20 protein-coding genes are annotated in these 23,936 nt (G+C 64.5%); 11 read left to right on the top strand and 9 right to left on the bottom strand.

The annotated features are described in order from the left end of the window. Nucleotide 1: 1 nt before the first annotated feature. The gene (locus NKI69_RS16775; protein WP_352722079.1) at nt 2-1,036 is read left to right on the top strand and encodes a glycosyltransferase family 2 protein; all 1,035 of its coding nucleotides are present in this window, start codon (nt 2-4) and stop codon (nt 1,034-1,036) included. 9 nt (nt 1,037-1,045) lie between these two features. Beyond that, nucleotides 1,046-2,830 (top strand): ABC transporter ATP-binding protein, encoded by a 1,785-nt coding sequence (locus NKI69_RS16780; protein ID WP_352722081.1) that lies wholly within the window; start codon nt 1,046-1,048, stop codon nt 2,828-2,830. A gap of 285 nt (nt 2,831-3,115) precedes the next feature. On the opposite strand, the gene NKI69_RS16785 is transcribed toward NKI69_RS16780, so the two are convergent. From NKI69_RS16785 to NKI69_RS16810, 6 genes are all read right to left on the bottom strand, one after another. Beyond that, nucleotides 3,116-4,582, bottom strand: a complete 1,467-nt coding sequence (locus tag NKI69_RS16785) for a coiled-coil domain-containing protein (RefSeq protein ID WP_352611131.1) — start codon at nt 4,580-4,582, stop codon at nt 3,116-3,118. Between the two features lie 325 nt (nt 4,583-4,907). Continuing rightward, nucleotides 4,908-7,112 (bottom strand): sensor domain-containing diguanylate cyclase, encoded by a 2,205-nt coding sequence (locus tag NKI69_RS16790; RefSeq protein WP_352722083.1) that lies wholly within the window; start codon nt 7,110-7,112, stop codon nt 4,908-4,910. A 294-nt stretch (nt 7,113-7,406) separates the two neighbouring features. Further along, nucleotides 7,407-7,679, bottom strand: coding sequence for a cell division topological specificity factor MinE (minE, locus tag NKI69_RS16795; RefSeq protein ID WP_024501686.1), 273 nt, complete (start codon nt 7,677-7,679; stop codon nt 7,407-7,409). Then, nucleotides 7,676-8,491 carry a septum site-determining protein MinD gene (gene minD / locus NKI69_RS16800; protein ID WP_031213651.1) on the bottom strand — a complete coding sequence of 272 codons (816 nt, stop codon included), beginning with the start codon at nt 8,489-8,491 and terminating at the stop codon, nt 7,676-7,678. The genes minE and minD overlap by 4 nt, the downstream gene beginning before the upstream one ends. Before the next feature lie 72 nt (nt 8,492-8,563). Then, entirely contained in the window at nt 8,564-9,373 is an 810-nt protein-coding gene (minC, locus tag NKI69_RS16805) for a septum site-determining protein MinC (RefSeq protein WP_352722084.1), read from the bottom strand. Nucleotides 9,374-9,602: 229 nt separating this feature from the next. Then, nucleotides 9,603-10,496 (bottom strand): LysR family transcriptional regulator, encoded by an 894-nt coding sequence (locus NKI69_RS16810; protein ID WP_352611126.1) that lies wholly within the window; start codon nt 10,494-10,496, stop codon nt 9,603-9,605. A gap of 141 nt (nt 10,497-10,637) precedes the next feature. Here NKI69_RS16810 and NKI69_RS16815 point away from each other — a divergent pair, with 141 nt between their 5' ends. The 6 genes from NKI69_RS16815 to NKI69_RS16840 are packed head-to-tail and all read left to right on the top strand — an operon-like array spanning nt 10,638 to nt 15,476. Further along, the gene (locus NKI69_RS16815) at nt 10,638-11,837 is read left to right on the top strand and encodes an MFS transporter (protein ID WP_352630327.1); all 1,200 of its coding nucleotides are present in this window, start codon (nt 10,638-10,640) and stop codon (nt 11,835-11,837) included. Next, entirely contained in the window at nt 11,834-12,304 is a 471-nt protein-coding gene (locus NKI69_RS16820; protein ID WP_352722087.1) for a cyclophilin-like fold protein, read from the top strand. The genes NKI69_RS16815 and NKI69_RS16820 overlap by 4 nt, the downstream gene beginning before the upstream one ends. Before the next feature lie 19 nt (nt 12,305-12,323). Beyond that, nucleotides 12,324-12,719 (top strand): (R)-mandelonitrile lyase, encoded by a 396-nt coding sequence (locus tag NKI69_RS16825; protein WP_352722089.1) that lies wholly within the window; start codon nt 12,324-12,326, stop codon nt 12,717-12,719. A 25-nt stretch (nt 12,720-12,744) separates the two neighbouring features. After that, nucleotides 12,745-13,761, top strand: a complete 1,017-nt coding sequence (locus tag NKI69_RS16830) for a zinc-dependent alcohol dehydrogenase family protein (protein ID WP_127296952.1) — start codon at nt 12,745-12,747, stop codon at nt 13,759-13,761. A gap of 60 nt (nt 13,762-13,821) precedes the next feature. After that, complete coding sequence (locus tag NKI69_RS16835; RefSeq protein ID WP_206535327.1) at nt 13,822-14,256, top strand: lipocalin-like domain-containing protein; 435 nt, start codon at nt 13,822-13,824, stop codon at nt 14,254-14,256. Nucleotides 14,257-14,285: 29 nt separating this feature from the next. Beyond that, nucleotides 14,286-15,476: an arabinose transporter gene (locus NKI69_RS16840; RefSeq protein WP_352554582.1), complete on the top strand. Its 1,191-nt coding sequence runs from the start codon at nt 14,286-14,288 to the stop codon at nt 15,474-15,476. Nucleotides 15,477-16,082: 606 nt separating this feature from the next. Here NKI69_RS16840 and NKI69_RS16845 read toward each other — a convergent pair. Both NKI69_RS16845 and NKI69_RS16850 read right to left on the bottom strand, forming a co-directional pair. Further along, nucleotides 16,083-16,430 carry a DUF2934 domain-containing protein gene (locus tag NKI69_RS16845; RefSeq protein ID WP_352611119.1) on the bottom strand — a complete coding sequence of 116 codons (348 nt, stop codon included), beginning with the start codon at nt 16,428-16,430 and terminating at the stop codon, nt 16,083-16,085. A gap of 95 nt (nt 16,431-16,525) precedes the next feature. Continuing rightward, a complete protein-coding gene (locus NKI69_RS16850; protein WP_352722092.1) occupies nt 16,526-17,134 on the bottom strand; it encodes a BA14K family protein in 609 nt (202 codons plus the stop codon). Nucleotides 17,135-17,392: 258 nt separating this feature from the next. On the opposite strand from NKI69_RS16850, the gene NKI69_RS16855 reads away from it, so the two are divergent. Genes NKI69_RS16855 through NKI69_RS16865 form a run of 3 tightly spaced genes read left to right on the top strand, consistent with a single transcriptional unit; the run spans nt 17,393 to nt 22,640 of the window. Continuing rightward, a complete protein-coding gene (locus tag NKI69_RS16855; protein WP_352722094.1) occupies nt 17,393-21,499 on the top strand; it encodes a Pls/PosA family non-ribosomal peptide synthetase in 4,107 nt (1,368 codons plus the stop codon). A gap of 32 nt (nt 21,500-21,531) precedes the next feature. Next, the gene (locus NKI69_RS16860; protein WP_245486381.1) at nt 21,532-21,999 is read left to right on the top strand and encodes a GNAT family N-acetyltransferase; all 468 of its coding nucleotides are present in this window, start codon (nt 21,532-21,534) and stop codon (nt 21,997-21,999) included. Beyond that, the gene (locus tag NKI69_RS16865; protein ID WP_352722096.1) at nt 21,996-22,640 is read left to right on the top strand and encodes a 4'-phosphopantetheinyl transferase family protein; all 645 of its coding nucleotides are present in this window, start codon (nt 21,996-21,998) and stop codon (nt 22,638-22,640) included. The genes NKI69_RS16860 and NKI69_RS16865 overlap by 4 nt, the downstream gene beginning before the upstream one ends. Nucleotides 22,641-22,649: 9 nt before the next feature. Here NKI69_RS16865 and NKI69_RS16870 read toward each other — a convergent pair whose 3' ends face one another. After that, entirely contained in the window at nt 22,650-23,744 is a 1,095-nt protein-coding gene (locus NKI69_RS16870) for a KamA family radical SAM protein (protein WP_352722098.1), read from the bottom strand. Between the last annotated feature and the right edge of the window lie 192 nt (nt 23,745-23,936).

Genomic DNA, 23,936 nt, shown 5'->3' on the forward strand with positions numbered 1-23,936 from the left:
CATGATCGTCAAAGCCAACCAACCTCTGCAGCGCGATCGTTCGACGGCGCTTGGCCCTGCCCCGGCCGGTCCCCGCCCGGAACGATCGGCGCCGGAAGTCAGCTTCATCATCTGCACGCGCAACCGCGTCGCCGTGCTCGATGCCTGTATCAAGTCGGTGCAAGCCGCGTGCCGCGCACATGCCGGCTTCGCCGCCGAACTCGTGGTCGTCGACAACGGTTCGAGCGACCGCACGGCCGAACGCCTGGCCAGCATCGCCGCTGCGTCGGACATTCCGTTCACGCCGGTCTGCGAGCCGCGCCCCGGGCTGGCGGCCGCGCGCAACGCCGGGCTGAGGCGCGCGCGCGGCCGTGTGCTGGTCTTCGTCGACGATGACTGCGCGGTCCATCGCGATTACCTGCGCGATCTGGAGCGACACTATGCGTCCGGGGAACAATGGCTCATCCGGGGCGGACGTGTCGAGCTTGGCGATGCCAGGGATTTGCCGTTCACCATCAAGCGGTCGTGGGCGCGCGAGCGGCTGACGCCAGATGTTCATCCCGGCGGCTTCGTGCTGGGCTGCAACATGACGATGCACCGCGATGTCGCGGCCCGCATCGGCTATTTCGACGAACGCTTCGGCGCCGGCGGACCATTGCGGTCGGCCGAGGATACCGATTATCTCGTGCGCGCGATGCTGCTCGGCATCGCAGTCGAGTATGTGCCTGATATGACGATATTCCATCATCATGGCCGGCGGGATCGCAAAGCCATCGAGAAGCTGCACCGCGACTACAGCCTGGGCAATGGCGGACTCTGCCTGAAGCATGTTCGCCACGCGCCCTGGCTGCTTCGCCATTTCTACTGGGCCGCAAGAGGGGCTATCAGGGAATTGGCGGGAGGACCCGCCTTCGATCGTGAACTCAACCTGCCGCACTGGCCGATCGTCGCCATGAATTTGCTCGGCGCGGCCAGGTTCGCGGTTCTCCTGCTGGCCAGACGGCCGCGGGCCGAGCCAGTGCGGCAAGATCAGCAAGCCAATGCCCAGGCGAGGTGAAACGCAATAATGCCAATGCTGCCGCCAAACCTGCCGATGCTGTTCCGGGCGTTCGGAAAGCGGCAACTGCGCCTGCTTCCGGCGGTGGTGGTACTCGGCCTGCTCAGCGCCGTCCTCGAAGGGTTCGGCATCGGCCTGATCATCCCATTGCTGGGCATCATCATGGGACATGGGGATGCGGCCGGAATGGGCGGCTTCTCCGCTGTCCTCCAGCATGTCGGATCGGGCTTGAGCGAGCGCGACCGGCTGATCGTCATTTCGGTCGCCATCCTCGGCTCGATCATCCTGAAGAACGTCTTCGCCTTCGCCAACACGCTGCTGACGACCTTCATCTCCGGCAAGGCAAGCCATTCCATCCGTGGCGCCCTGTCGGAGCAGCTGTTGCGGGTCGGCTACCCATTCTTCCTGCGGCAAAGCCCCGGACGCCTGCTCAACATCATCTCCAACGAGTCCTGGCGGGCCTCCGATGCGATCCAGATCATGCTGTCGGCCATCGTCAGCGCATCGGCCGCCATCATCCTGTTGGCTTTCCTGTTGCTGCTTTCGTGGCGCATGACGCTGCTGGTCACGCTCGGACTGGCGCTCGTCCAGATCGCGCACGCCATCCTCTCTGCCAATCTGAAGGAGCCCAGCCGCAGCGTCGCTTCGCGCAACGGCCACCTCGCCTCGCAGATGCTTCACCTTGTGCATGCCGGACGGCTGATCCGCATCTTCGGACAGGAGAACCGGGAAAGGGCGATATTCGACACGGCGTCGGATGCGGTTCGCCGCGCCTCCTTCGCGCTGCTCGTGCGCCAGGGAGCGCTGCCGCCGCTGACGGAGGTTCTCCACGCCATGCTGTTCCTGGCGGTGGTGATCGGCGCCTGGCTGGCGCAGGTGAGTTTCCCGCTGATCATCGCCTTCGTCATCCTGCTCTACAGGCTGCAGCCGCATATGCGGGCCCTGCAGGGGTCGTGGAGCCAGCTGCAGGGCCTGAGCGGATCGCTCGAAGAGGTGACATGGCTGCTGGATCCCGCCGGCAAGCCGCAACCGCCGCAAGGCGACGAGCCGTTCCACGGCCTGCGCCAGGGCATCAAGTTCGACGATGTGACATTCACCTATTCCGGTACGGACCGGCGCGAGGTCGTGCTGCATGCGGCGACATTCGAAATCCGCGGCGGCCGCTCGACGGCGCTGATCGGCCGCTCGGGCGCCGGCAAAACGACGATCGTCAATCTCCTGTGCCGCTTCGTCGAACCGGACACTGGCAGCATCCTCGTCGATGGATCGCCGCTCGACGGGATCGACGCCAGCCAGTGGCGACGGCACATCGCCCTGGCCAGTCAGGAACTGGAATTGGTCGATGGCAGCATTTTTGAAAACATAACCTACGGGCAGGATACGGCGACAGCCGGCGACGCCGAGGCCGCCGCAAGACTGGCCGAAGCGCACGAGTTCATCGAAAGGCTGCCTCAGGGCTACGAGACGCTGGTCGGCTACAGGGGCGTCAATCTGTCGGCGGGACAGAGGCAGCGGATCGCCTTGGCGAGAGCCCTGGTCCGCGATCCCGATCTCCTCATCCTGGACGAAGCCACCAATGCGGTGGACGGGCTGTCGGAAGCGGCCATCGTCGAGACCCTGAAGTCGAGAGCCGGCCGCCGCACGACCATCGTCATCAGCCACCACCACAGCACCATCTCGTTCTGCGACGACGTGGTCATCCTGAGCGGCGGCCGCGTGAAAAAGCAGGCCCCTTTCGGCGCCCTGGCCTCGCTCAGCATGGACGAGCTTTATCAGCACGAGCCGCTCGACTGAGGAGGCACCGGGCCGGCCGCGATCGTTTCCCGGCGTGTTTGCAGCCTCCGGCCGGCGGGTCGTCGCAAAGGTTCGAATCAGAAGCTTCGGGAAGTGCCGCTGGCACCTTCCGTGATCGCACCAATGCCGTGCAGGACCGAGGCGCGCTACCTTGTCTGTGCGGCGGACCTGTCGATCCGCCTGGCCGGTGCCCCATTGGGCTTACTCTCCGGGTGAGGTGCCGGCCTCCCATGCACAAAAACAAAGACCTGAAGCGGGTCGCCTGAAGCCCTTCAGCGCCACACTTCAGCTAGCGGCGCCAACATTCCTGCGCATGCGCCGCCTGCCCGTCGTCCGTGCTTTCTTCGCCATCGCCCCGGCTATCTCGACCACGCCGTCCTCGCGCGGCCTGCCATTGGTGGCCTTGTGGAGCCGCTCGTAGGGCAGCAGTTCCTTGATGCGGGCATTGAGCGATGCGATTTCAGCTTTGAGGTCCTCGCATTCCTGCCTCTGCACGTCGAACTGTATCTGTTCGGACGCCTGTTGCAGCGTCAGCTGAGAAAGGTTGGCGTTCACCTTGGAAAGACTCATCTTGTCGCTTTCGCTCTCCTGGGTCAGCGCGGACAATCTTTCATCGGCGATCTTCTTTTCGGCCAAGGCATCGTTCAGTTCGCTCTTGAGCCTGGCGATCTCGCCTGCGGCTTCGCTGTTTTCGGTCGAGGTTTGCTCCAGCCGCGATTGCAGGTTCTGGATCTCCGAGCTCAACCCGCGCATTTCCGCCTGGCTGCGAGCCAGCTCGGCTTCCTTGTCGCCTTCCATCATGCGTGCTGCTTCGTTCGTTTCCGACAGCTTCGCCTGTGCGGCCTCGAGCGACTTCTGGAGCCGCATCTCCTCTTTGTCGCTCTTGCCGAGCGCGGCCAGCAGCTCCGCCAGCCGCGCTGCTTCGCTGGCATGGATCGTCGAGAGCTCGTCGAGCCTGTGGCGCGCCTGCGATTCCCGCTTCAGCGCCTTGTCGAGTTCGATCGAGAGGTTGACGTGCTTTTCGCGCAGCATCTTGCTTTCGCGCAAGCGCCTGTTGGCCTCGACCGTCCTGGCGGTCAGCCGCTTGGCGATGTCGCCGAACTCCGCTTCACGTTTGGCGCTCGCATTGGCTGTCTCCACCAGTTCCAGCCTTACCGCGGCAAGTGCCGCACGAAGCGTCTCCCGGTCCTGAACCAGGCTTGTCTCGCGCTGCTGCAGCGCTTCGAAAGCGCCGTCACGCTCGCGCAATTTTCTCGTCGCATCGTGCAGCTTCTCCGACAGCGCCCTCTGTTCGGCGGCCAGAGCGGCATTGGCAACCTCCAGCTCGTTGGCGCGCAGGATGTCGCTGTGCAGGATGTTGAGGAATTCACGCGTCAGATGGTGTGAGGTGCCGATCTCCGACAGCTTGTCGTTGATCTCCTCCAGATAGTCCCTGGCGTCATGGAAGAGACCTTCGAAGGCGCTCAATGCAGCCAGCCGGGTCTGTGTATGGGCCGTCAGTCGTGGCGCGGTTTCGGAACTGTCCGCATCGCCCGCAGCGTCGGCCTTCCTGGCGTTGTCGTCATTTGCCGCGTCGGCCTGGGGTGGCCCGTCATCAGCTGCCGCCTGGGCATCCGGCACATCGTCGCTCTCCGACGGCACCAGGTCGTTGGCGTCGAGACTTGCATCCAGCGCGTCCGCCAAATCGATCTGCAGGTCCTGGATCGCTTTATCCACGTCTTCAGCACGCTTGATCAGGCCTCTGAAGTTCATCACCAAACTCCCCTTACGCATACCTCGCTTCGAACTTAACAAATTGCTAATATATCCTTACATCCGCTGCTTGCGCAGGGGAAGCCCCGTCGGCACAAAGGTAAATTTGGGACATTTGGGGGTTGAAATAGCCCGAACAACCAATGCCGCAGCCGAAAAGAGCCGGATCCTCTGACAGTGTGGAGGTCTGAAGGACGGCAAGACCGCGGCCGCTCAGGAAGAGCCCGCGCGCGAGACCTCGAGGGCAGAGAGAACTTGCCTGATCCCTCTTGGCAGGCGCAGGATGACTATCGCGGGCCGGGCCGAGTCTCTACCCCAAACGGTTTCAGCTGCTTTTCGGGGCTGGTACCAACTGGATCGGAGGTCGCTCGCCGGACGCGTTGCCCAGCGCGATGGCGACGCGGTCGCGCCCACTACCCTTGGCCTCGTAGAGCGCGTGATCCGCGGCGTTGGTCAATTCGGCCCAGCCCACGCCATGCTCGGGGTAGGCGGCGACACCGAACGAGGCTGTGACGGTGCCCAGCGTTCGGCCGCGATGCGTCAAATGAAGCTTCCTGATTGCCTGGCGCAGCGCTTCCGCCCGCTCGGCACCTTCCTGGACCGAGCTTCCCGGCATGACCAGGGCAAACTCCTCGCCGCCGTAGCGCGACACGACATCGCTATCCCTGGCGTGCTCGATCAAGGTGGCGGCGACCTGCTTCAGGACGAGATCGCCGGCTTCGTGGCCGAACGTATCGTTGAACTGCTTGAAATGGTCGACATCGAGCATGATGATCACCAGCGGCTGGCCCGAGCGCTCCATCCGGCGCAGTTCGCGGCTGCTCGTCTCCTCGAGATATCGCCGGTTGAACAGACTGGTGTTCGGATCGCGGATCGACTGCTGCCGCAGCGTCTCGCGCAGGCGCAGATTGGCCAGGGCGAGCGCCAGCGTGTCGACGACACCGCGCAGGATCTGCTGTCTTTCAGTCAGCCATTGTGGCTTCTCGGCCGCATTCGGCTCGCACAGATGAAGGATGCCCAGCGTCTCGCCTTGGGCCGCCAGAGGCATGCAGACATAGCCCTTCTTGCCGTTCTCGGTGATATGCGCGCAGCGCGGCGTGAGCATGCCGGGGCCAGCGACATGTTCCTGGCCGCGCCTGAGCGCCCAGCAGTCTTCCGGCGCGAATTGCGTGGCGCTCGAGCGGACGTCGCCCCAATGCGCCATCTCTTCCACCAGGTTGCGCGACGCGCTGGTCAAGTGGACGGTTCCGCTCAAGCCACCGAGGAACTCGGCCATGGCCGTGCCGACCACCGAGAACGCTTCCGGGAAGGTGACGCAGGCCTGCAGCAGTTCGCCAAGCTTCACCAGACGGGTCGTGGTCTCGGACTTGTCGTGCAGCTCGCGGTTGAGGAGCGCCAGCTGATCGGCACGCTCGTTGACCACTCCTTCCGCGCGGCGCAGCTCGCTGATGTCGTTGAGCGTGAGGACCAGGCCGCCTTCGGACCTGCTGAGCGGACTGCAACTGGCGATGACCGGCAGATGCGAGCCGTCGGATCTGGTCAGGCGCACTTCGCCCTGGTGTTGCCGGCCCGTGGCTAACGCCATTTCGATGGGAGAAGCGCCAGCGGCGAACGCACCGCCTCTGGGGTCGCGAACCGTCAGCACCGAATCCCATTGCTGCCCGACGATCTTGTCGGCGCGCCGCCCGATCATCGTTGCCGCCGCTGGATTGGCGCTGGCGACGCGGCCGTCGCCGTTCAGAACCGCGATGCCTTCGGCAGCCGTCTCGACGATGTCCTCGACATGCGCACGCGCCGATGCAAGCTGGTCCGCCATCGTGTTGAAACCATCGGCCAGCTGCCCGAATTCATCGTTGCGGGCGTGGCTGATGCGCGTCATGGCGTTGCCTTTCGCCAGCGCTTCCATGCCGCGCATCATGTCCCCGAGGCCAGAGCTGAAACGACGGAGCAGCAGCCATGCAAAGCCGACCGCGACCAGCACGGCGGCCGTCGCGCTGAGGCCAACCAGCCAGAGCAGGCTGTTGGTGCTTTGTTCGGCGGCCTGCAGAACGGGGTCATATTCCAGCAGCACGGCGCCGATGATCGTATCCTCGGGATTTTCGATCGGAACGGCCAGTATGGCGTTCACTTCCTCCGGGTCGACAAATCTGCGCGGAATGCCGTCCGCCAAGGTCTGGCCTATTTCGTTGCCGGGGTCGTGACCGAATTTGTCGCCGACCTGGTGCTCTTCGTCGGCGGCATGGGCAAGGATGGTCTTGTTGTTGTCGAGGACCAGGAAATCCCGGTGCAGGCGGCGGTGCTGGTGCTCCATTAATTGCTTGAGCGCCTCGGGCCGCTCGAGCAGCGAAGGCGTCCCATCGGATGATTTGAAAACGATGGTGTCGGCCAATTCCCGCGCGACGTTGGTCGCTTCGGTCAACCCCAACGATTTGGTCGCCGCTATCTGCGTAAAGATCGCAACGCCGCCGACCAGCCCGATCAGGGCCGCGGCGGCCACCATGGAGAGAATGATCTGGCTCTTGATACGCATGTCATGGCTCCGCCGAGAACGACAGCATTGCGCATGTCAAATCGAGCCAGCATCTCATTTCCGGCTTTTTATTACCAAATGCTTATCAACGTCCTAACGATGGCAGGCGAAGCCGCTCCACACGCGGAGGGAGCGGACTGGGCTCCCCACCTCGCCCTTGTGGGGAGGTCGGACCGCAGGTCCGGGTGGGGGTGCTGGCGCCAACCCCCACCCCGATCCGCTTTGCGGATCGACTTGCCGGGGCGAGCCACCGGTCTCGCCCGTCCTTCGGACCCCCACAAGGGGGAGGTAAAGTCACCCCGCCATGGCCAGCGGCACGGCGCTCTTGTTGGGGATCTGGATGTCGATTTCCAGCGTCGACATGGTCTCGCCGCGGTCCATCGAGACCTGCAGATAATCCTGGTCGATCTGCACATGCTTGGCGATGACGGCCATGATCTCCTCGCGCAGGATGGAGACGAGGTCTGGCTGGCTGCGGTTGCGGCGCTCGTAAGCGAGCAGCACTTGCAGCCGCTCGCGCGCCACCGGGGCGCTGGAGCGCCGCTTGAAGATGTCGAGCAGGTTCATGCCGCCCTCCTTCCCAAAAGACGATCGAGGAAGCCCTTGCGCTCGAAGGGCACGATGACGGGCAATTCCTCGCCCTCCAGCCGCCTGGCAGCGTCGATATAGGCCTTGGCGGCCGCATTGAGCGGCTCTGACAGTGTCACCGGCGAACCGAGGTTGGAGGCGCGCAGCACGTCCTGGCTTTCCGGAATGATGCCGAGCAGCGGCACCGACAGGATTTCCAGCACGTCATCGATGGACAGCATTTCGCCACGCGAGGCGCGCGCTGCATCGTAGCGCGTGACCAGCACATGCTTGGCGATCTGCTCGCCCTGCTCGGCCCGCAAGGTGCGGGCGTCGAGCAGGCCGATGATGCGGTCGGAATCGCGCACCGACGACACTTCCGGGTTGGTGACGATGACCGCCTCGTCGGCAAAGCGCATGGCGAGCTGCGCGCCGCGCTCGATGCCGGCCGGGCTGTCGCAGAACACGTAGTCGAACACCGAGCGCAGCTTGTCGATGACTTCGCCGACGCCCTCCTCGGTCAGCGCATCCTTGTCGCGCGTCTGCGAGGCCGGCAGCAGGAACAGCGTCTCGACCCGCTTGTCGCGGATCAGCGCCTGCGAGAGTTTCGCCTGGCCCTGGATGACGTTGACGAGGTCGAACACCACGCGCCGCTCGGCGCCCATGATCAGGTCGAGGTTGCGCAGGCCGACGTCAAAGTCGACCAAGGCCACCCTCTTGCCGGTCTTGGCCACGGCCGCCCCAAGGGCCGCCGTCGAGGTCGTCTTGCCGACGCCCCCCTTGCCCGAGGTGACCACCACTACCTTGCCCATTGAAAAGCCTCCGTTGTTGTTCATTTGTTTTTGGTCGAGCGACCATCGGCCGCCCCAATATCGAAACGAATGTCAGCTCAGCGTCGAAACCCGCAAGGCGTCGCCGTCGAGAAACGCCTGCACCGGCTTGCCGCGCGAAACGCCTTCCATCTCCTCGGCGGTGACGTACCAGCCGTCGACCGCCAGAAGTTCCGCCTCGTTCTTGCGGCAGAAGATGCGCGCGCCCCTGTTGCCCAGCGCACCCGCCGAAGCGCGCCCGCGCAGCGTGCCGTAGACATGGATCGAGCCCGCCGCGATGATCTCCGACCCGGAAGCGACCGAACCGAGCACGATGACATCGCCATGCGGATGCACGATCGCCTGGCCCGAGCGGATCGGCGCCTTGATCATCAGCGTGCCCGAAGCTTCAACCTGCGGCTCGCTATCGCCCGCCTTGCTTGCGTCAACCTTGCCGACGCCGGCCTTGCCCGCGCTGCCCGCATCGGCGTGCTGTTCAGGCGCCTTGCCCTCGGCCTTGTCGAAACCCTCCGCCCGCGCCTCGCGGGGCAGCAACCCATCCGTCGTCGCCTCCTTGGCACCGACCAAAACCGGCGGCAGGTTGGGCGCGAGTGCGGCGTGGCCGTCGAGCTCGATGGCATAGACACGAATGCCGCGATGGCCAAGCACGTCGACCAGCGATTCGATCGCGGCGACATCGGGCTTCAAGGTGTTGAGATCAAGCACCACCGGCCGCCCGGCAAAATAGCCGGGCGAGTTGCCGATCCAGTGATCGAGCCCCTCAAGCCACACGTCCAAAGGCGCTTCGGGCGTCAGCGTGAAAGCGACGAAAGAACGGGCACGAAAGCGAATGGATTTGGCCTCGAGGGGGGCGGCAAAGGTCACGGCTGGCGAATCCTTACTGAGAGGTAAACGCTAGCGAGGGAATGGTTAATGAAAGGTTAATGGGAGGGGGATGAGGGCCAATTTGCGAGAAGTTGGAAGGTCAGCCAACGCCAAGGCAGTGACAGTCGATCCGTTTCCTTCACTCAATGCGCTGCGGGTTTTTGAGGCAGCAGCGCGCCACGAAAGCTTTGCGCGCGGGACCCCATTTGCCAATGCGCAATCTTGGGGGTCAGATGCGATGACGAAGCGCGTCGACGATCATCGCCATCGCAGGCGAGAGCTGTCGCCTGCTCGGGTAGTACAGGTGATAGCCAGCAAATGGCGGACTCCAATCGTCAAGCACGAGCCTAAGGCATCCCGTGGCGATATGGTGGCTGACGAGGTTTTCCGGGACATAGGCGATCCCGAAACCGCTTATCGCAGCCTCGATCATGGGGATGGACGAATTGAAGGTGAGCTGGCCTTCCACCCGCACACGAAGGTCGCGGCCTTGCTTGGCGAATTCCCAGGCATATAATCCGCCGAACGTCGCCTGCCGCATATTGATGCAGTCATGATCGACCAGGTCCTGGGGCGCGGTCGGAACCGGATGGCGGGAAAAGTACTCCGGCGAAGCCACGGCCACGAGCCTCCAATCCGGCCCGATCCTAACCGCGATCATATCCCTGTCGATGCTCTCACCTAGCCGCACGCCCGCGTCGAAGCGCTCCTCCACAATGTTCTTCATGCCGTTGTCGCTGTAGAGTTCGACGCACACGTCAGGATAGTCGCTGAGCAAGGGCTGCAGCTTCGGCCAGACGGTCGTCTGGAGCGCATGGTCGGACAGCGTGATACGGACCGTTCCGGAGGGCTTGTCGCGAAAGGCCACCAGACTTGCAAGGTCGGCTTCGATTTCCTCGAAGCGGGGAACAAGAGACTGGAAAAGTCGCTCGCCGGCCTCGGTTGGTGCGACGCTCCGCGTCGTACGTGTCAGCAGACGGACGCCAAGACGAGCTTCAAGCTCCTTGATTGTCGAACTCAGGGTCGACTGCGAGGTTCCGAGCTTGGCCGCCGCCTTGGTGAAGCTGCGCTCCCGCGCGACCGCCACGAACCATAGCAGATCCTTCATGCCATCGCGCTGCATAGGGCACCTCCCGTTGGGCATTTATATCACGAACAGATAAGTCCATGCGGATTACTTAGCCTAATAAAATGGGTTCCTCTGCAATATCTTCTGGCATCGCGACAGGGATTGGCGGCTGATCCACCCGGTCGCCTTGCAAGGATGCCGATTGTGGAAACGACGTACGACACAAGGCTTGTTGAAGACCGCGCCGCATGGGGCGCGGTGTTGTCGATGGCGCTGTGTGTTTTCGTGCTCATCGCGTCTGAATTCATGCCGGTCAGCCTGCTGTCGCCGCTAGCGTCCGATCTCGGCATCACCGAGGGCCACGCGGGACAGGCGATCTCGATTTCGGGCGTTTTCGCTGTCGTGACCAGCCTGCTGGTCGCCGGTCTCACGCGCCGCATCGACCGCCGACTGGTCGTGACTGGCTTCACCCTCCTCCTCATCGTGTCCGGTTTGGCTGTGACCTTCGCGCCGAACTACGCGTTCCTCATGGTCGGCCGGGCACTGCTCGGCATCGCGATCGGCGGGTTCTGGTCGATGTCGACCGCGATCGTCATGCGCCTCGTGCCGCAAGACATGGTTCCGAAGGGTCTCGCCATGCTAAACGCGGGCAATGCCATTGCGGCCACCATCGCGGCGCCGCTGGGCAGCTTTCTTGGCGCCTATGTCGGCTGGCGCGGCGCTTTCTTCCTCGTCGTGCCGTTTGGGCTCCTGGCGCTGGCCTGGCAGTGGACCAGCCTGCCGGCGCTGCCCCCGCGCCGGAGGAAGCGTCCTGGCAATCCGCTGGCGCTGCTCGGTCGTCTTTCAGTCGCCATCGGCATGGCGTCGATCATGATGCTGTTCATGGGCCAGTTCGCGCTCTTCACCTATCTTCGGCCCTTCCTCGAGAGCGTCACCCGGCTCGACATCGCTGCCCTCTCGGCGGTCCTGCTGGCGATGGGGCTGGCGGGGGTGCTCGGCACATGGTGCGTCGGCCGGCTTTTGCGCACGCGCCTGTTCAGCATCCTCATCGCTATCCCGCTGGTCATGGCCGCGCTGGCCGCTGCACTCATCGCTTTCGGTGCACTCCCGGGTCCCACAACACTGCTGCTGGTTGCCTGGGGCTTCTTCGGCACGGCCGCGCCCGTTGGCTGGGGCACGTGGCTCAGCCGAACGCTGCCGGACGACGCAGAGGCCGGCGGCGGGTTGCAGGTAGCCGTCATCCAGCTCGCCATCACCGGCGGCGCCGCAATCGGCGGCACGCTCTTCGATACAGTCGGCTGGTGGGGAGCGTTCACTCTAGGCGCAGTGCTGCTCTGCGGATCGGCGCTCGCCGCCCTTGCCGCATCGCATATGACCCGGAAGTCTTTGCCATGACCATCGAGCGTGCGCCGCTCAGCCGCCGGACATTGCTCGGCGCCGCGCTCGCGGTCGCGGCCCTGCCTCGCGCAGCCGCCAGCCAAGAAGGCAAAGCCTCGATCAGCCAGGAGCCAACCGACATGAAGATCAGGATGGCCTTCAACGGCCGCATCATGACCGCCACGCTCTACGACAATCCCTCAGCGCGCGACTTCTTCTCCATGCTGCCGCTCGACCTCAAGATCGAGGACTACGCGCATAACGAGAAGATCGCCTATCTGCCGCGCAAGCTGACTGAGGAGGGAAGTGGCCCGTTCGCCAACGAGCAGCCCTACGACCTGTGCTATTTCATGCCCTGGGGCAATCTGGCCATGTTCCACGCCGACTATCGCCATCCCGGGCTGATCAGGATCGGCCGCTTCGATGAGGGCGAGCAGGCCCTGCACATTCGCGGCGAGTTCCCGCTTCGCATCGAACGCATTTGAGGACGCAAAGGAGATCACCATGGACATTCTTCGCGCTGGCACGAGGCCTTCCGGCAAGGGACCACCTGACTGGTTCACCGGAAAGGTGCGGATCGATCCACTCTTCAATCCCTTCGATGCCGGGCGAGTCCAAGGCGCACAGGTGACCTTCGAGCCTGGCGCCCGCACCGCCTGGCACACGCATCCGCTCGGCCAGACGCTGATCGTCGTCTCCGGCCTTGGCCGCGTGCAGCGCGAGGGCGGTCCGGTCGAGGAAATCCGTGCCGGCGACGTCGTCTGGTTCGCGCCCGGCGAGAAGCACTGGCACGGCGCGTCGCCTCTGACCGCCATGACCCACATTGCCCTCCAGGAGGTCAAGGACGGCAAGGTCGTGGACTGGCTGGAACATGTCAGCGACGCCGACTACGGCGCTTGATTCTCTCCACTCGAAAGGAACCAAAATGATCGCAACCATTCTTCACAAACCGGGCGACATCCGCTGCGAGGAAATCGCCGATCCGAAAATCATGCGGCCGACGGACGCAATCATCAAGCTCTCGGCAAGCTGCATCTGCGGCTCGGACCTGTGGCCCTATCGCGGGCTGCAGCCGGTCGACGGCCCGATGCACATGGGCCACGAATATTGTGGTATCGTCGTCGAGGTCGGCGCAGAGGTGCGCACGGTCCGTCCCGGCCAGTTCGTCGTCGGGTCGTTCTGCCTTTCCGACAATACCTGCCCGCATTGCCGCTTCGGCTTCCAGTCGTCTTGTGTGCAGCGCGAGTTCATGTCGGGCGCGCAGGCGCCTTACGCTCGCGTGCCGTTGGCGGATGGCACACTGGTCGCCACCGCCGAGGTGCCGCCGGCCGAACTCATCCCTGACTTGCTGGCTGTGTCCGATGTGCTCGGCACCGGCTGGTATGCGGCCGACGCGGCCGAGGTCCGAGAAGGATCGACGGTGGTGGTGGTCGGCGACGGTGCGGTCGGCCTGATGGGCGTGCTTGCGGCCAAGGAGATGGGCGCCGAGCGCATCATCGCCATGAGCCGGCACGCCAGCCGCCAAAAGCTCGCCCGCGAGTTTGGCGCCACCGACATTGTGGCCGAGCGTGGCGAGGAAGGCGTCACGCGCATCAAGGAACTCACCAAGGGCGTCGGCGCGGACTCCGTGCTGGAATGCGTCGGCACGGGAGAATCCTTCGACCAGGCGCTGGCCTGCTCTCGTCCCGGCGGCACCATCGGCTATGTCGGCGTGCCGCATGGCGTGAGCTTCGACGGCCAAAAACTATTCTTCGGCCAAAAGCGCATGATGGGCGGCCCAGCGCCAGTGCGCCGCTTCCTGCCCGACCTGATGGACCGTGTACTGCGAGGCAGGATCAAGCCCGGCAAGGTCTTCGACCTCAAGCTGCCGTTGGCAGAGGTCGCTGAAGGCTACCGCGCCATGGACGAGCGGCGTGCCATCAAGGTCATGCTTTCCGTGTGAGCGAAGATTGGGCGGACGGCCTGTCCGCCCCCCGCCAAATCAGAAAAGGAACAACGACATATGACTATGAGATCGAAGATCGCCGCCCTTGCGCTTGCGCTTTCCGTTGCCACGCCGGCGTTCTCGCAAGAGTCCCCGATCATTGGCGCATGGCGCATGAGGTCGCTCGAGGCCGGTGCCGAGGGAAACCTCAAGCCAGTGCCGTATTCCGGCCAGGTCATCTTCACCGAGGCCGGCTCCCTCTCGGTGCAGGCCCAGAACCCCGACGCCAAGGCGCCGGACACGCCTTACACAGCGAATGGCTACGAAGCCTATTACGGGCCCGTCGCCATCAACGACCAGGACAAGACCTTCGTCATCACGATCGAGTCCTCCCTAGTCCGCAACCTTGTCGGGAAGAGCATGAAACGCAAATTCGAAGTCTCGGACAACAAACTGGTCCTCACGCCGGACAATCCGGCCGAAGGCTGGCGTGTGACCTACGAACGCTACTGATCTGAACTGTTGGGTTCAAGGTGTTGCCGATGGCCAAAGTGGCGGGGACTTCAGACCGAAATGGAGCGATGGCGGAACTGGTGCCAATCATGGCGGCTGTCTTCGCCGGCTTCCTTCTGATCGGCTTGGCGCTACCCGTCCTGCCGCTGCATCTTCATCAGCAACTCGGCTTCGGCCCCTTCGCGGTCGGACTGGTGACGGGCAGCCAGTTCGTCGCCTCGATGTTGTCGCGCATTGGGGCCGGAAACTATGCCGATGGGCGCGGCGGCAAGCGGGCCGTCGTCGTCGGCCTCATTGCCGCTGCCCTGGCGGGATTATTTTACCTCGGCTCACTGGCATTGCTCGACCGGCCGGTAGCGTCCGCATCGGCGCTCTTCGCCGGCCGGGCGGTATTGGGCGCGTCGGAGAGCTTCATCATCACCGGCGGCGTCGCCTGGGGCCTCTCCCTTGCGGGCGGACAGAACTCCGGAAAAGTCATAGCCTGGGTGGGCACGGCGATGTTTGCGGCGCTCGCGCTTGGAGCGCCGGTCGGATCTGCGCTTTATGCGGCGAGCGGTTTCACCGCGATCGCACTCGCGACCATCGTCCTGCCGCTTGCGACGCTGCTTGCCATCCTGCCGATGCGTGGCACCAGCACCGCCGCGAGCAGCGTGCCGCAGTCATGGACGAGCGTGGCTCAAGCGGTCTGGCTTCCCGGAGTGGGAGCAGCTTTCAGCAGCCTCGGCTATGGCGCGATCCTGGCCTTTGCCGCGTTGCTCTTTGCCGAACGGGGATGGCAGCCGATCTGGCTTCCCTTCACGGCTTATGCCGCGGCGCTGATCGTGGCAAGGCTGTGCTTCGGCCACCTGCCCGACAGGCTTGGGGGCGCACGCGTCGCTGTGATCTTCGTCGCCGTCGAGGCCGCAGGGCTGATGCTGATCTGGCTTGCGACCGGGCCTGTTGTCGCCGCAATTGGAGCGGGTCTCACTGGCCTTGGCTACTCGCTGGTCTATCCCGGTCTCGGTGCCGAGGCAGTAAGCCATCTTCCGTCGCGCAGCCGCGGCCTGGCCATGGGACTCTACACCGTCTTCCTCGACGTGGCGCTCGGCTTCGGCAGTCCAGCGCTCGGCTTGGTCGCCGCGTCGGCCGGGCTGCAATTCGTCTTCTTCGCCGTCGCGGTGGCGACGCTTCCGGCGTTGGGCATCGCTCTGCTGCTGGGTCGCCGTAACGCTCTACGCTAGTGCCGGGTATTCTGTGCTCGCGATGTTGCGCAACTACGATCACCTCGCGCTGGCAACATTGAAAATTGGCGCAGCGCCAGCCAAAACGCAAAAAACCCACCTGTGCGGCGGGTCACTGGCGCAAATCAGCACCATAGATAGAAATGTAGCATAACTGCCCTCACGGGTCAAGAATAAATTCCTATCGTCACTGGCGCAAGCTGCCCGCCGGACGCATGCATTCCCAGGCCAGCGGCGCAATCGCAGTCAAGGCCGACATTTGAACGAAAGTAGATCCAGCTTGACGGAACATTAGTCATAGCTAATTGTTGATGTGTGCGGCAGGTGGTGCCCTCCACCGCCTGCCGAAGATCGGCCGTCCGATCGGCCCGCGTCCTCCGCCAGAGGCGCGGGCTTTCGCTTTCGCGGTCCAGCGCAAGTGATGACCGACCAGCCCGTCGCAACCTGAGCGTTTCGAGAAGCCGCGTTGGCGGGCCGTGCTCACGACCAGTCCAAGGCTCTGGCCATGGCGAAAAAGATTGGCGACAGAGCCGAAGATGATGAGGCGTCGCCGTTTTCGCCCTTCTTGAGTGAATGGAGCCGGTATTTCCGTCCTTCAGCTTTCGATCATTTGGCCAGTCCCTCATCGGGGTTTCGCCGCCTTTTGGCCTTGAGGCTGCGGGCGGCTTGCTCCACCGCGGCGCGGTCGTTGCCGAGGCGGTCGAGCAGTTCCTGTGCCTCGTCGCCCGATATGCCGGTGCGCACCGCCAGCGCCTCGACCTCCAGCACGTCGGTGCTGGCGACCTCGCCAGTCTCAGGCAGCGCATCGTCCGCCGTCAGCGGCAGGGCCGCCTCGCGGTCGATCTCCGCCTCGGCCTGGTGCCAGTGCCGTTCGGGGTCGCCCTGCATGCGGCCTTCCCGTTCCCAGATCTGGTAGGCGCGCTCACGAATTCTGTCGTCCCGGTCGTCGCTCATGGTCAGTCCTCCTTAGGTCAGGGTTGAACGTCGCGCCAATGCGAACGCTCCGGAAAATCCGCGCGATCGGATCGCCTGCCTGCGGCGCGCGGGCTCTATTGGCATTGCCGTCTCGGCCCGCCGGAGTATGGCTGGTAGGAGTTGTCTTCCGGGCGATAGGAGCGGTAGCGGCTGAAGCAGTAATCGACATGGTCGGCCGAAAGTGCGGCGCCGCCATCGTCGGCAACATAGACGCCCAGGCCGGCGCCGTTTTCGTCGCCATCGTCGGCAGTGGGCTGGACGAGCTGGCCGGCGGCTTCGAGATAGGGCGAGATGCAGGGGCGCAGCTGCCCGCTGTAGGAGAGATAGCTGTTGTCGTCCGGGTGGTAGGAGCGATAGCGGCTGGCGCACCAGGCGAGATGCGGAGGCGGCAATTCGGTCGTCTTGGGCGCGATGGCGCCGGTGACGGTGGGGTCGGGCGGTGTTTCCTGCGGTTTGGCGGGGATGTCGGGCGGCGCGGACTGTTTGGCCGGCAGGCGTTGGAGGCCCTGCCCGGCTTTGTTCACCGGCCGCGCCTTCTTGGTCCACAGCTCCGCCACGCTGACGGTGGCCGTTGCCTGGCGCGGCGGCTTCGCGGCAAGCAGCCAAGCGGCGAAGCCCAGTCCGCTGCCAAAGACCGCAAGGGTCAGCACGAAGCCGCAGACCAGTCCCAAAACCGCTTTCACGACACGCTCCTTAAGTCCCTGCTCATAGAATGCGGGGCCTCAAGGCTGGTTCCAGAAAAACGCCGGGTGCACGCCCTCGCGTGCCGCCGAGCGCGCCCGGCGAGAGCCGCCAAGGGAGGCTCAAAAGAGCGCCCAGACACAGTTCAGAAACAATATTCAACAGTTCGGAAAAACTGCCGAAAAGATCGGATGGCATAAGCTCCCACAACAACTGGAAAAATGGCCGTGCCGGGCGATGCCCGGCCTGGACGGGAAAGTATGGAAATGGATCACGGTGTCGATATCGCCGAACTGGACGCGGAACGATCGGGGCTGGAAAGCGGCCTGGCAGGTGTCGATGCGCTGGTAAGAACGGCCCCCGCGACAGCCAGGCGCGGGCAGATCCTGACGGGCGCCGACTTTGCCCGGCACGGCCTGCCCGGCGAGCGGCTCGACACCGTCTTCGAGCAGCTCGCCGAAATGTTCGCAGCGCTGCCGGCGGTGATCTCCGACGGGCGTGTCTGGACCTATCGGGAACTGGACAGCCGGGCCAACCAGTTCGCCCGCCTGCTGGTCAAGCGCGGCGTGCGGCCGGGCCACCGCGTCGGGCTCATCCTCGACCGCTCGGCGGAGACCTATGTCGCGCTGCTCGCCGTGATGAAGGCAGGCGCTGCCTTCGTGCCGCTGGCCACCGCTTTTCCCGAGGAGCGGATGGCGCTCATCATCGAAGACGCCGGCGTCAGCCTGATCGTCACCATCGCCGCCTATGCGTCGCGCGCCGGTCAGCTGCCGGTTCCGCATCTGCTGATCGACAGCGCGGCCGCCGAGATCTCCAAAGAGTCCGGCGCGCCGCTGAAGCCGAATGCGAAGGCCGCTTCATCAGACGACACCTGCTACATCCTCTACACCTCGGGCACCACAGGCAAGCCCAAGGGCGTCGTCATCAAGCACCAGAGTTTCGTCAATTTCATCCGCGTCGCCGCCGCCTCCTACGGCTACCGGCCGGGCGATCGCGTCTACCAGGGCATGACCATCGCCTTCGACTTTTCCTCCGAAGAGATCTGGGTGCCGTTCGTCGCCGGCGCCACGGTGGTGCCGGCACCGGGCCAGATGCCGCTGGTGGGCGAGGAGCTGGCCGATTTCCTGCGGCTCCATGACATCACCTGCATCGCCTGCAGCCCGACGCTGCTGTCGTCGATGACATCGGATGTGCCCAGCCTGCGCACGCTGCTGGTCGGCGGCGAGGCCTGCCCGCACAATCTGGTGGTGCGCTGGTCGAAGCCGGGGCGGCAGATCCTGAACACCTATGGGCCGACCGAGGCGACCGTCACCGCTACAATGGGCGCGCTGACGCCGGACAGTCCCGTCACCATCGGCGCGCCGCTGCCGACCTACTCCATCGTCATCCTCGACGCTTCGCTGCCGCAGCTCGCCGAGCCGGGCGAACTGGGCGAGATCGGCATTGCCGGCATCGGGCTCGCGGTCGGCTATCTCAACAGGCCGGACCTGACCGGACAGAAATTCATCGCCGATTTCGTCGGCCTGCCGAACAACCCGTCGAAGCGCATCTACCGGACCGGCGACCTTGGCCGCATCAACGACCAGGGCGAGATCGAATATAACGGCCGCATCGACACCCAGGTCAAGATCCGCGGCTACCGCATCGAGCTCGGCGAGATCGAGGCGGTGCTGCTCGACCAGCCCGAAATCGCGCAGGCCGCGGTCACCACCTGGGAGATCGAGCCCGGCCGCGTCGAACTCGTCGCCTATTTCGCAGCGAAGGCCGGCCAGAAGGCGATTTCGCGCGCGGACCTCGCCAGGACCATGAAGCGGCGCCTGCCCGATTACATGGTGCCCTCCTATCTGGAGGAACTGCCGGCCATCCCGATGACGGTTTCCAACAAGGTGGATTTGCGCCAGCTGCCGAAGCCGACAAGCGTGCGGCTTTCGGGCGATCGCGCCATGGTCGCGCCCGGCAATGACGACGAGCGTTTCCTGGCCGACGCGCTGGCCGCCGTATTGAAATTCGAAGAAGTGTCCGTCGAGGACAATTTCTTCGACGATCTCGGCGCCAACTCGCTGCTGATGGCGCATTTCTGCGCCCGCCTGCGCACCAGGAAGGAATGGGCGACGGCGTCGATGCGCGACATCTATCTCCACCCGACCGTGGCGCGGCTGGCGCTGCATCTGGGCGTGGCGGACGAGATGACGACGGCCACCAACGAGCCCGTCCTCACCCGCCGGGCCTCGAATTTCGCCTACTGGACCTGCGGCGCCGCACAGCTGCTGTTCTACGCGCTCTACAGCTATGGCGCCCTGTGGGCGGTCAATGACGGCCTCAACTGGATGTATGACGCGCTCGACGATCCGCTGCAGCTGTACATCAGGTGCGTGGCGCTTTCGGCCGCCGTGTTCTTCGGCATGTCGGGCTTTGCCGTCATCGCCAAATGGGTGCTCGTCGGCCGCTGGAAGGCGGAGGCGTTTCCCATCTGGGGCGTGCGTTACTTCCGCTTCTGGGTGGTCAAGACATTGATCCGCACCGCGCCCGTCGTGCTGTTCCGCGGCAGCCCGCTCTACAGCATCTATCTGCAGCTTCTCGGCACCAAGCTTGGCAAGAACGCCGTCATCGAATCGAAATCCGTGCCCGTCTGCACGGATCTCATTTCGATCGGCGCCAACACTATCCTGCGCAAGGAATCGATGATTCTCGGCTTCCGGGCGCAGTCCGGCTATATCCACACCGGGCCGCTGACCATCGGCCGCGACGCCTTTGTCGGCGTCGGCTCCACGCTCGACATCGACACCCGGATCGGCAACGGCGCCCAGCTCGGCCATTCGTCCTCGCTGCACCGCGGCCAAAGCATCCCCGACGGCGAACGCTGGCATGGGTCGCCGGCCGTGCCGACCACGGCCGACTATTGCAAGGTGCGCAATGTCGATCCGTCCAACATCCGGCGCTTCCTGTTCGAAGCGGTTCAGCTGATCGGGCTGTTTGCCATCGTCACCCCCTTGCCGCTCTTGTTCCACAGCTATTGGGAAAATGTCGGCGACGACTACCAGGAAACCATCGGCGTCGTCGCGATCGGCACCACGGTTACGCTGTTCGGCTACATGGCCGCATCCTTTCTGGCGGCGACGCTGGTGCCGCGCCTAGTCAGCCTGCTGTTGAAGCCCGGCCGCACCTACACGCTGTACGGCTTCCGCTACTGGCTGCAGACTGTCGCCGAATTCTCGAGCAACTCCCGCGTGCTCGGCCTGCTGGCCGGCGACAGCTCGGCGATCGTGCACTACATGCGAGCCATCGGCTGGAACCTCAACAAGGTGGTGCAGACCGGCTCCAATTTCGGTTCCAACCAGCAGCACGAAAACCCGCTTCTGTGCGAGATCGGCACCGAGACCATGGTGTCGGACGGGCTGTTCATGATCAACATGCACAAATCCGCCTCCGCCTTCCGGCTCGAGCCGACGAGGATCGGCGAGCGCAACTATCTCGGCAACAACATCTACTATCCGCCGGACGGACGCACCGGCGACAACGTCCTGCTCGGCACCAAGGTGATGATCCCCATCGACGGGCCGCTGCGCGAGAATGTCGGGCTTCTGGGTTCGCCTGCCTTTGAAATCCCGCGCATGGTGAACCGCGACAAGGAACTCATCGCCGGCATCGACGAGGACGACCGGCGCCGGCGCATCCCGCACAAGAACCGCCACAATCTGGTGACGATCCTGCTGTTCGTGGCAACGCAATGGATCATGTTGTTCGCCACGCTAGCGATCTGGGACCGGGCGCTGAACTACTATACCGAATGGGCTGAAGTCGCACTGTTCGTCGCCGTGCTCCTGACCTCGGCGATCACCATTCCGTTCTACATCTTCGTGGAACGGGCGAGCCTTGGTTTCGGCCGGCTGAAGCCGCAGATGACGACGATCTACGACGTCACGTTCTGGCGCCACGAACGCCACTGGAAGCTGGCGGATTCGCCGATCGTGCGCCTGTTCGCCGGCACGCCGTTCCGCCCGATGATCCTGCGCATGCTGGGCGTCAAGATCGGCAGCCGTGTCTATGACGGCGGCAGCAATCTGACCGAACGCTCGCTGGTGGAGATCGGCGACGACGCCACCCTCAACGAGGGCTGCGTCATCCAGGCCCATTCGCTGGAGGAAGGCGCGTTCAAGTCCGACTTCATCCGCATCGGCAAGGGCTGCACGCTCGGACCTTCAGCCTTTGTCCATTACGGCGTGGTGATGGGCGAAGGCTCGGTGGTCGATATCGACTCCTTCGTCATGAAGGGCGAAGAGCTGGAGCCCAACTCCATATGGCGTGGCAACCCGGCCAAGCTGCATCGCTTCGTCGAACCGATCACCGACGATGGCTCCAAGGCATAGGCCAGGGCATCGGCTTGAAAAAGGGTATCGGCTTGAACACCGGAGACATCCGTCTGGTTGCCGTGACCGAGGCCAACCGTGCCCTGGTCACGGCCCTGGAACTGGCTCCGGAGCAGAGGGATTTCGTCGCCGGCAATGCGGAGTCGCTGGAAGAAGCCGAAACCGACAAAGACGCGCGGCCACGCGTCGTCATGGCCGGGACCCGTGTCGTCGGTTTCCTCATGTACGAGGCGCCCGAGGATGACGACGAGGCGCGCATCTACCGCTTCATGATCGACCGCGCCTCTCAAGGCAAAGGTTACGGCAAGGCCGCGCTGCGCGAAGTGCTGGACGAAATCCAGGGGCTCGGCCACATCAGCCACGTCTCGATCTGCTACGAACCGGACAATGAGGCCGCGCGAAACCTCTATCGCAGCGCCGGTTTCATCGAAGAAGGGCTCGACGAGGACGGAGAGATGATCGCCGATCTCGCTTTGCCGGCAGGGATGCAAGGGCCGTGACGCGGCTGCTCGAGGAAATCGCCTTGGCCGAAGCGATCGCCGCCATCGCACCATCGGGAGTCCGGATCGGATGCCGGATGATCCGCGACGGCGACGACGCCCATCTGCTGCCTGGGGAAGCGCATTCCATCCCCGCGCGTCAGCCTGGCATGCGGCGCGCCAGCGGCGCGGCCCGGTGGATCGCGCACGGACTGCTGGCGGAGCTTGGCGTTGGCGACGTCGCCATCCTGCGCTCGCCAACCGGCGCGCCGGTCTGGCCTGACGGAATAACCGGTTCGCTCGCGCACGACGACGACATGGCCGTGGCGGCGGTTGCCCCGATTGGCGATATCGCCTCGCTCGGCATCGACGTCGAGCCCGCGCAGCCTCTCCCGGATGACATTTTGGCGCTCGTGACAACGCCCGCGGACCGCACGGACGCAGCCGACCGGCATCTTGCCGGCCGCATCCTCTTTGCCGCCAAGGAAGCCGTCTACAAGGCCGTCTATCCGCTCGATCGCAAGGTGCTGGGCTATGAGGACATCACCATCGACCTGAACGCAGGCTGCGCGACGACGAAGACGGGCCGCAAGGCCAGCCTCGCCTACTGCGTTGCCCCGCGCGTGGTGGTGCTGGCATTTGTCGAGAAAAACGCACGGTAGCGCGCAGCCCTATTGGCCAACGACCTCCGTATACGCCCTCACCTCGCCATCGAGCCCGCGCAGCCGCCAGTTCTCGCCGTCCCGTCCCTCGACATGGCAAGGCCCGATCGGCACCTTGCCGCCCCCTTCCGGCAGGTCGAGCACATAGACGGGGTTGCAGATGCCCGACAGCCGCGCGCGCAGCGCTTCAGTCAGCGCCTGTCCCTGCGCAATCGTCGTGCGCCGGTGCGCCATGCCGCGCGCGAGGTCGCCATGGTGCAGGTAGTAGGGTTTGACGCCGAGGCGGTACATCAGCTCGCGGCAGAGCTCCTCCAGCACCTCGACCGTGTCGTTGACGCCTTTGAGCAGAACGCTCTGGTTGAGCAGCACGAAGCCGGCATGGCGCAGCGTGCGGCAGGCTATCTCGGTCGCGGGCGTGATCTCCCGCGCGTGGTTGAAATGGGTGACGACGGTGACCATCAGCCGGCCCTGCAACGCATCGACCAGCCCCGGCGTGATGCGCGACGGGAGTGCCACCGGAACGCGCGTATGGATGCGCAACAGCTGCACATGCGGGATCGCCTCGATGCGCGCGAAGATTTCGGCCAGTGCCTTGTCGGGCAAGGAGAGCGGATCGCCACCGGTCAGGATCACCTCGCGGATTTCGGGGTGGTCGGCGATATAGGCCAGCGCCGGCTCCAGCGCCTCACGCGTATAGCCCCGGCCGATCGAGGTTAGCGATTCCTTGCGGAAGCAGAACCGGCAATAGACCGCGCATTGATAGGTCGGAAACAACAGCACCCGGTCGGCATGGCGATGCGTGAGCCTGGGCACCGGGCTGAAGTCATGGTCGGCGATCGGATCGTCGAGCTCGCCTTCCACCTCCTCCAGTTCGCCCGGTGATGGGATGACCTGCGCCCGGATCGGATCGGCGGGGTCGTTCCAGTCGATCAGGTCGAGATAGGCTTTGGGCGCGCGCACCTTGTGGTTCGCGGCCGCCGCTTGCGCCGCCGCGCGCTCAGCTGGCGACAACGGCAGGGAGGCAAGATCGCGCACGTGGCGCACGCCGGCGCGAATTTCGGCCTGCCAGGCGGTGTCGGGGTGGAATTTGGTGTCTGTGGTCATCGGAGTTTCTCGGGCGGGTATATTTGGGCCGGACCTATCCGCTGGATGACTGATTAGGTCAACCACGCAGATTGTCAGCGCTGTGATCCTTCACACCCCCCTCTGTCCTGCCGGACATCTCCCCCGCAAGGGGGGCGATTGGATGTCGTTGTGGCGGGGCGGGGGGCGCCGACGCGGGGGGGGGGGCGGGGG

Source organism: Mesorhizobium sp. M0491, from assembly GCF_040321265.1.
Classification (GTDB): Bacteria; Pseudomonadota; Alphaproteobacteria; order Rhizobiales; family Rhizobiaceae; genus Mesorhizobium.

Coding starts and splice junctions, on each gene's coding strand:
- NKI69_RS16775 (WP_352722079.1), top strand. CDS start 2: ATGATCGTCAAAGCCAACCAACCTCTGCAGCGCGATCGTTCGACGGCG.
- NKI69_RS16780 (WP_352722081.1), top strand. CDS start 1,046: ATGCCAATGCTGCCGCCAAACCTGCCGATGCTGTTCCGGGCGTTCGGA.
- NKI69_RS16785 (WP_352611131.1), bottom strand. CDS start 4,582: ATGAACTTCAGAGGCCTGATCAAGCGTGCTGAAGACGTGGATAAAGCG.
- NKI69_RS16790 (WP_352722083.1), bottom strand. CDS start 7,112: ATGCGTATCAAGAGCCAGATCATTCTCTCCATGGTGGCCGCCGCGGCC.
- minE (WP_024501686.1), bottom strand. CDS start 7,679: ATGAACCTGCTCGACATCTTCAAGCGGCGCTCCAGCGCCCCGGTGGCG.
- minD (WP_031213651.1), bottom strand. CDS start 8,491: ATGGGCAAGGTAGTGGTGGTCACCTCGGGCAAGGGGGGCGTCGGCAAG.
- NKI69_RS16810 (WP_352611126.1), bottom strand. CDS start 10,496: ATGCAGCGCGATGGCATGAAGGATCTGCTATGGTTCGTGGCGGTCGCG.
- NKI69_RS16815 (WP_352630327.1), top strand. CDS start 10,638: ATGCCGATTGTGGAAACGACGTACGACACAAGGCTTGTTGAAGACCGC.
- NKI69_RS16820 (WP_352722087.1), top strand. CDS start 11,834: ATGACCATCGAGCGTGCGCCGCTCAGCCGCCGGACATTGCTCGGCGCC.
- NKI69_RS16825 (WP_352722089.1), top strand. CDS start 12,324: ATGGACATTCTTCGCGCTGGCACGAGGCCTTCCGGCAAGGGACCACCT.
- NKI69_RS16830 (WP_127296952.1), top strand. CDS start 12,745: ATGATCGCAACCATTCTTCACAAACCGGGCGACATCCGCTGCGAGGAA.
- NKI69_RS16835 (WP_206535327.1), top strand. CDS start 13,822: ATGACTATGAGATCGAAGATCGCCGCCCTTGCGCTTGCGCTTTCCGTT.
- NKI69_RS16840 (WP_352554582.1), top strand. CDS start 14,286: ATGGCCAAAGTGGCGGGGACTTCAGACCGAAATGGAGCGATGGCGGAA.
- NKI69_RS16845 (WP_352611119.1), bottom strand. CDS start 16,430: ATGAGCGACGACCGGGACGACAGAATTCGTGAGCGCGCCTACCAGATC.
- NKI69_RS16855 (WP_352722094.1), top strand. CDS start 17,393: ATGGAAATGGATCACGGTGTCGATATCGCCGAACTGGACGCGGAACGA.
- NKI69_RS16870 (WP_352722098.1), bottom strand. CDS start 23,744: ATGACCACAGACACCAAATTCCACCCCGACACCGCCTGGCAGGCCGAA.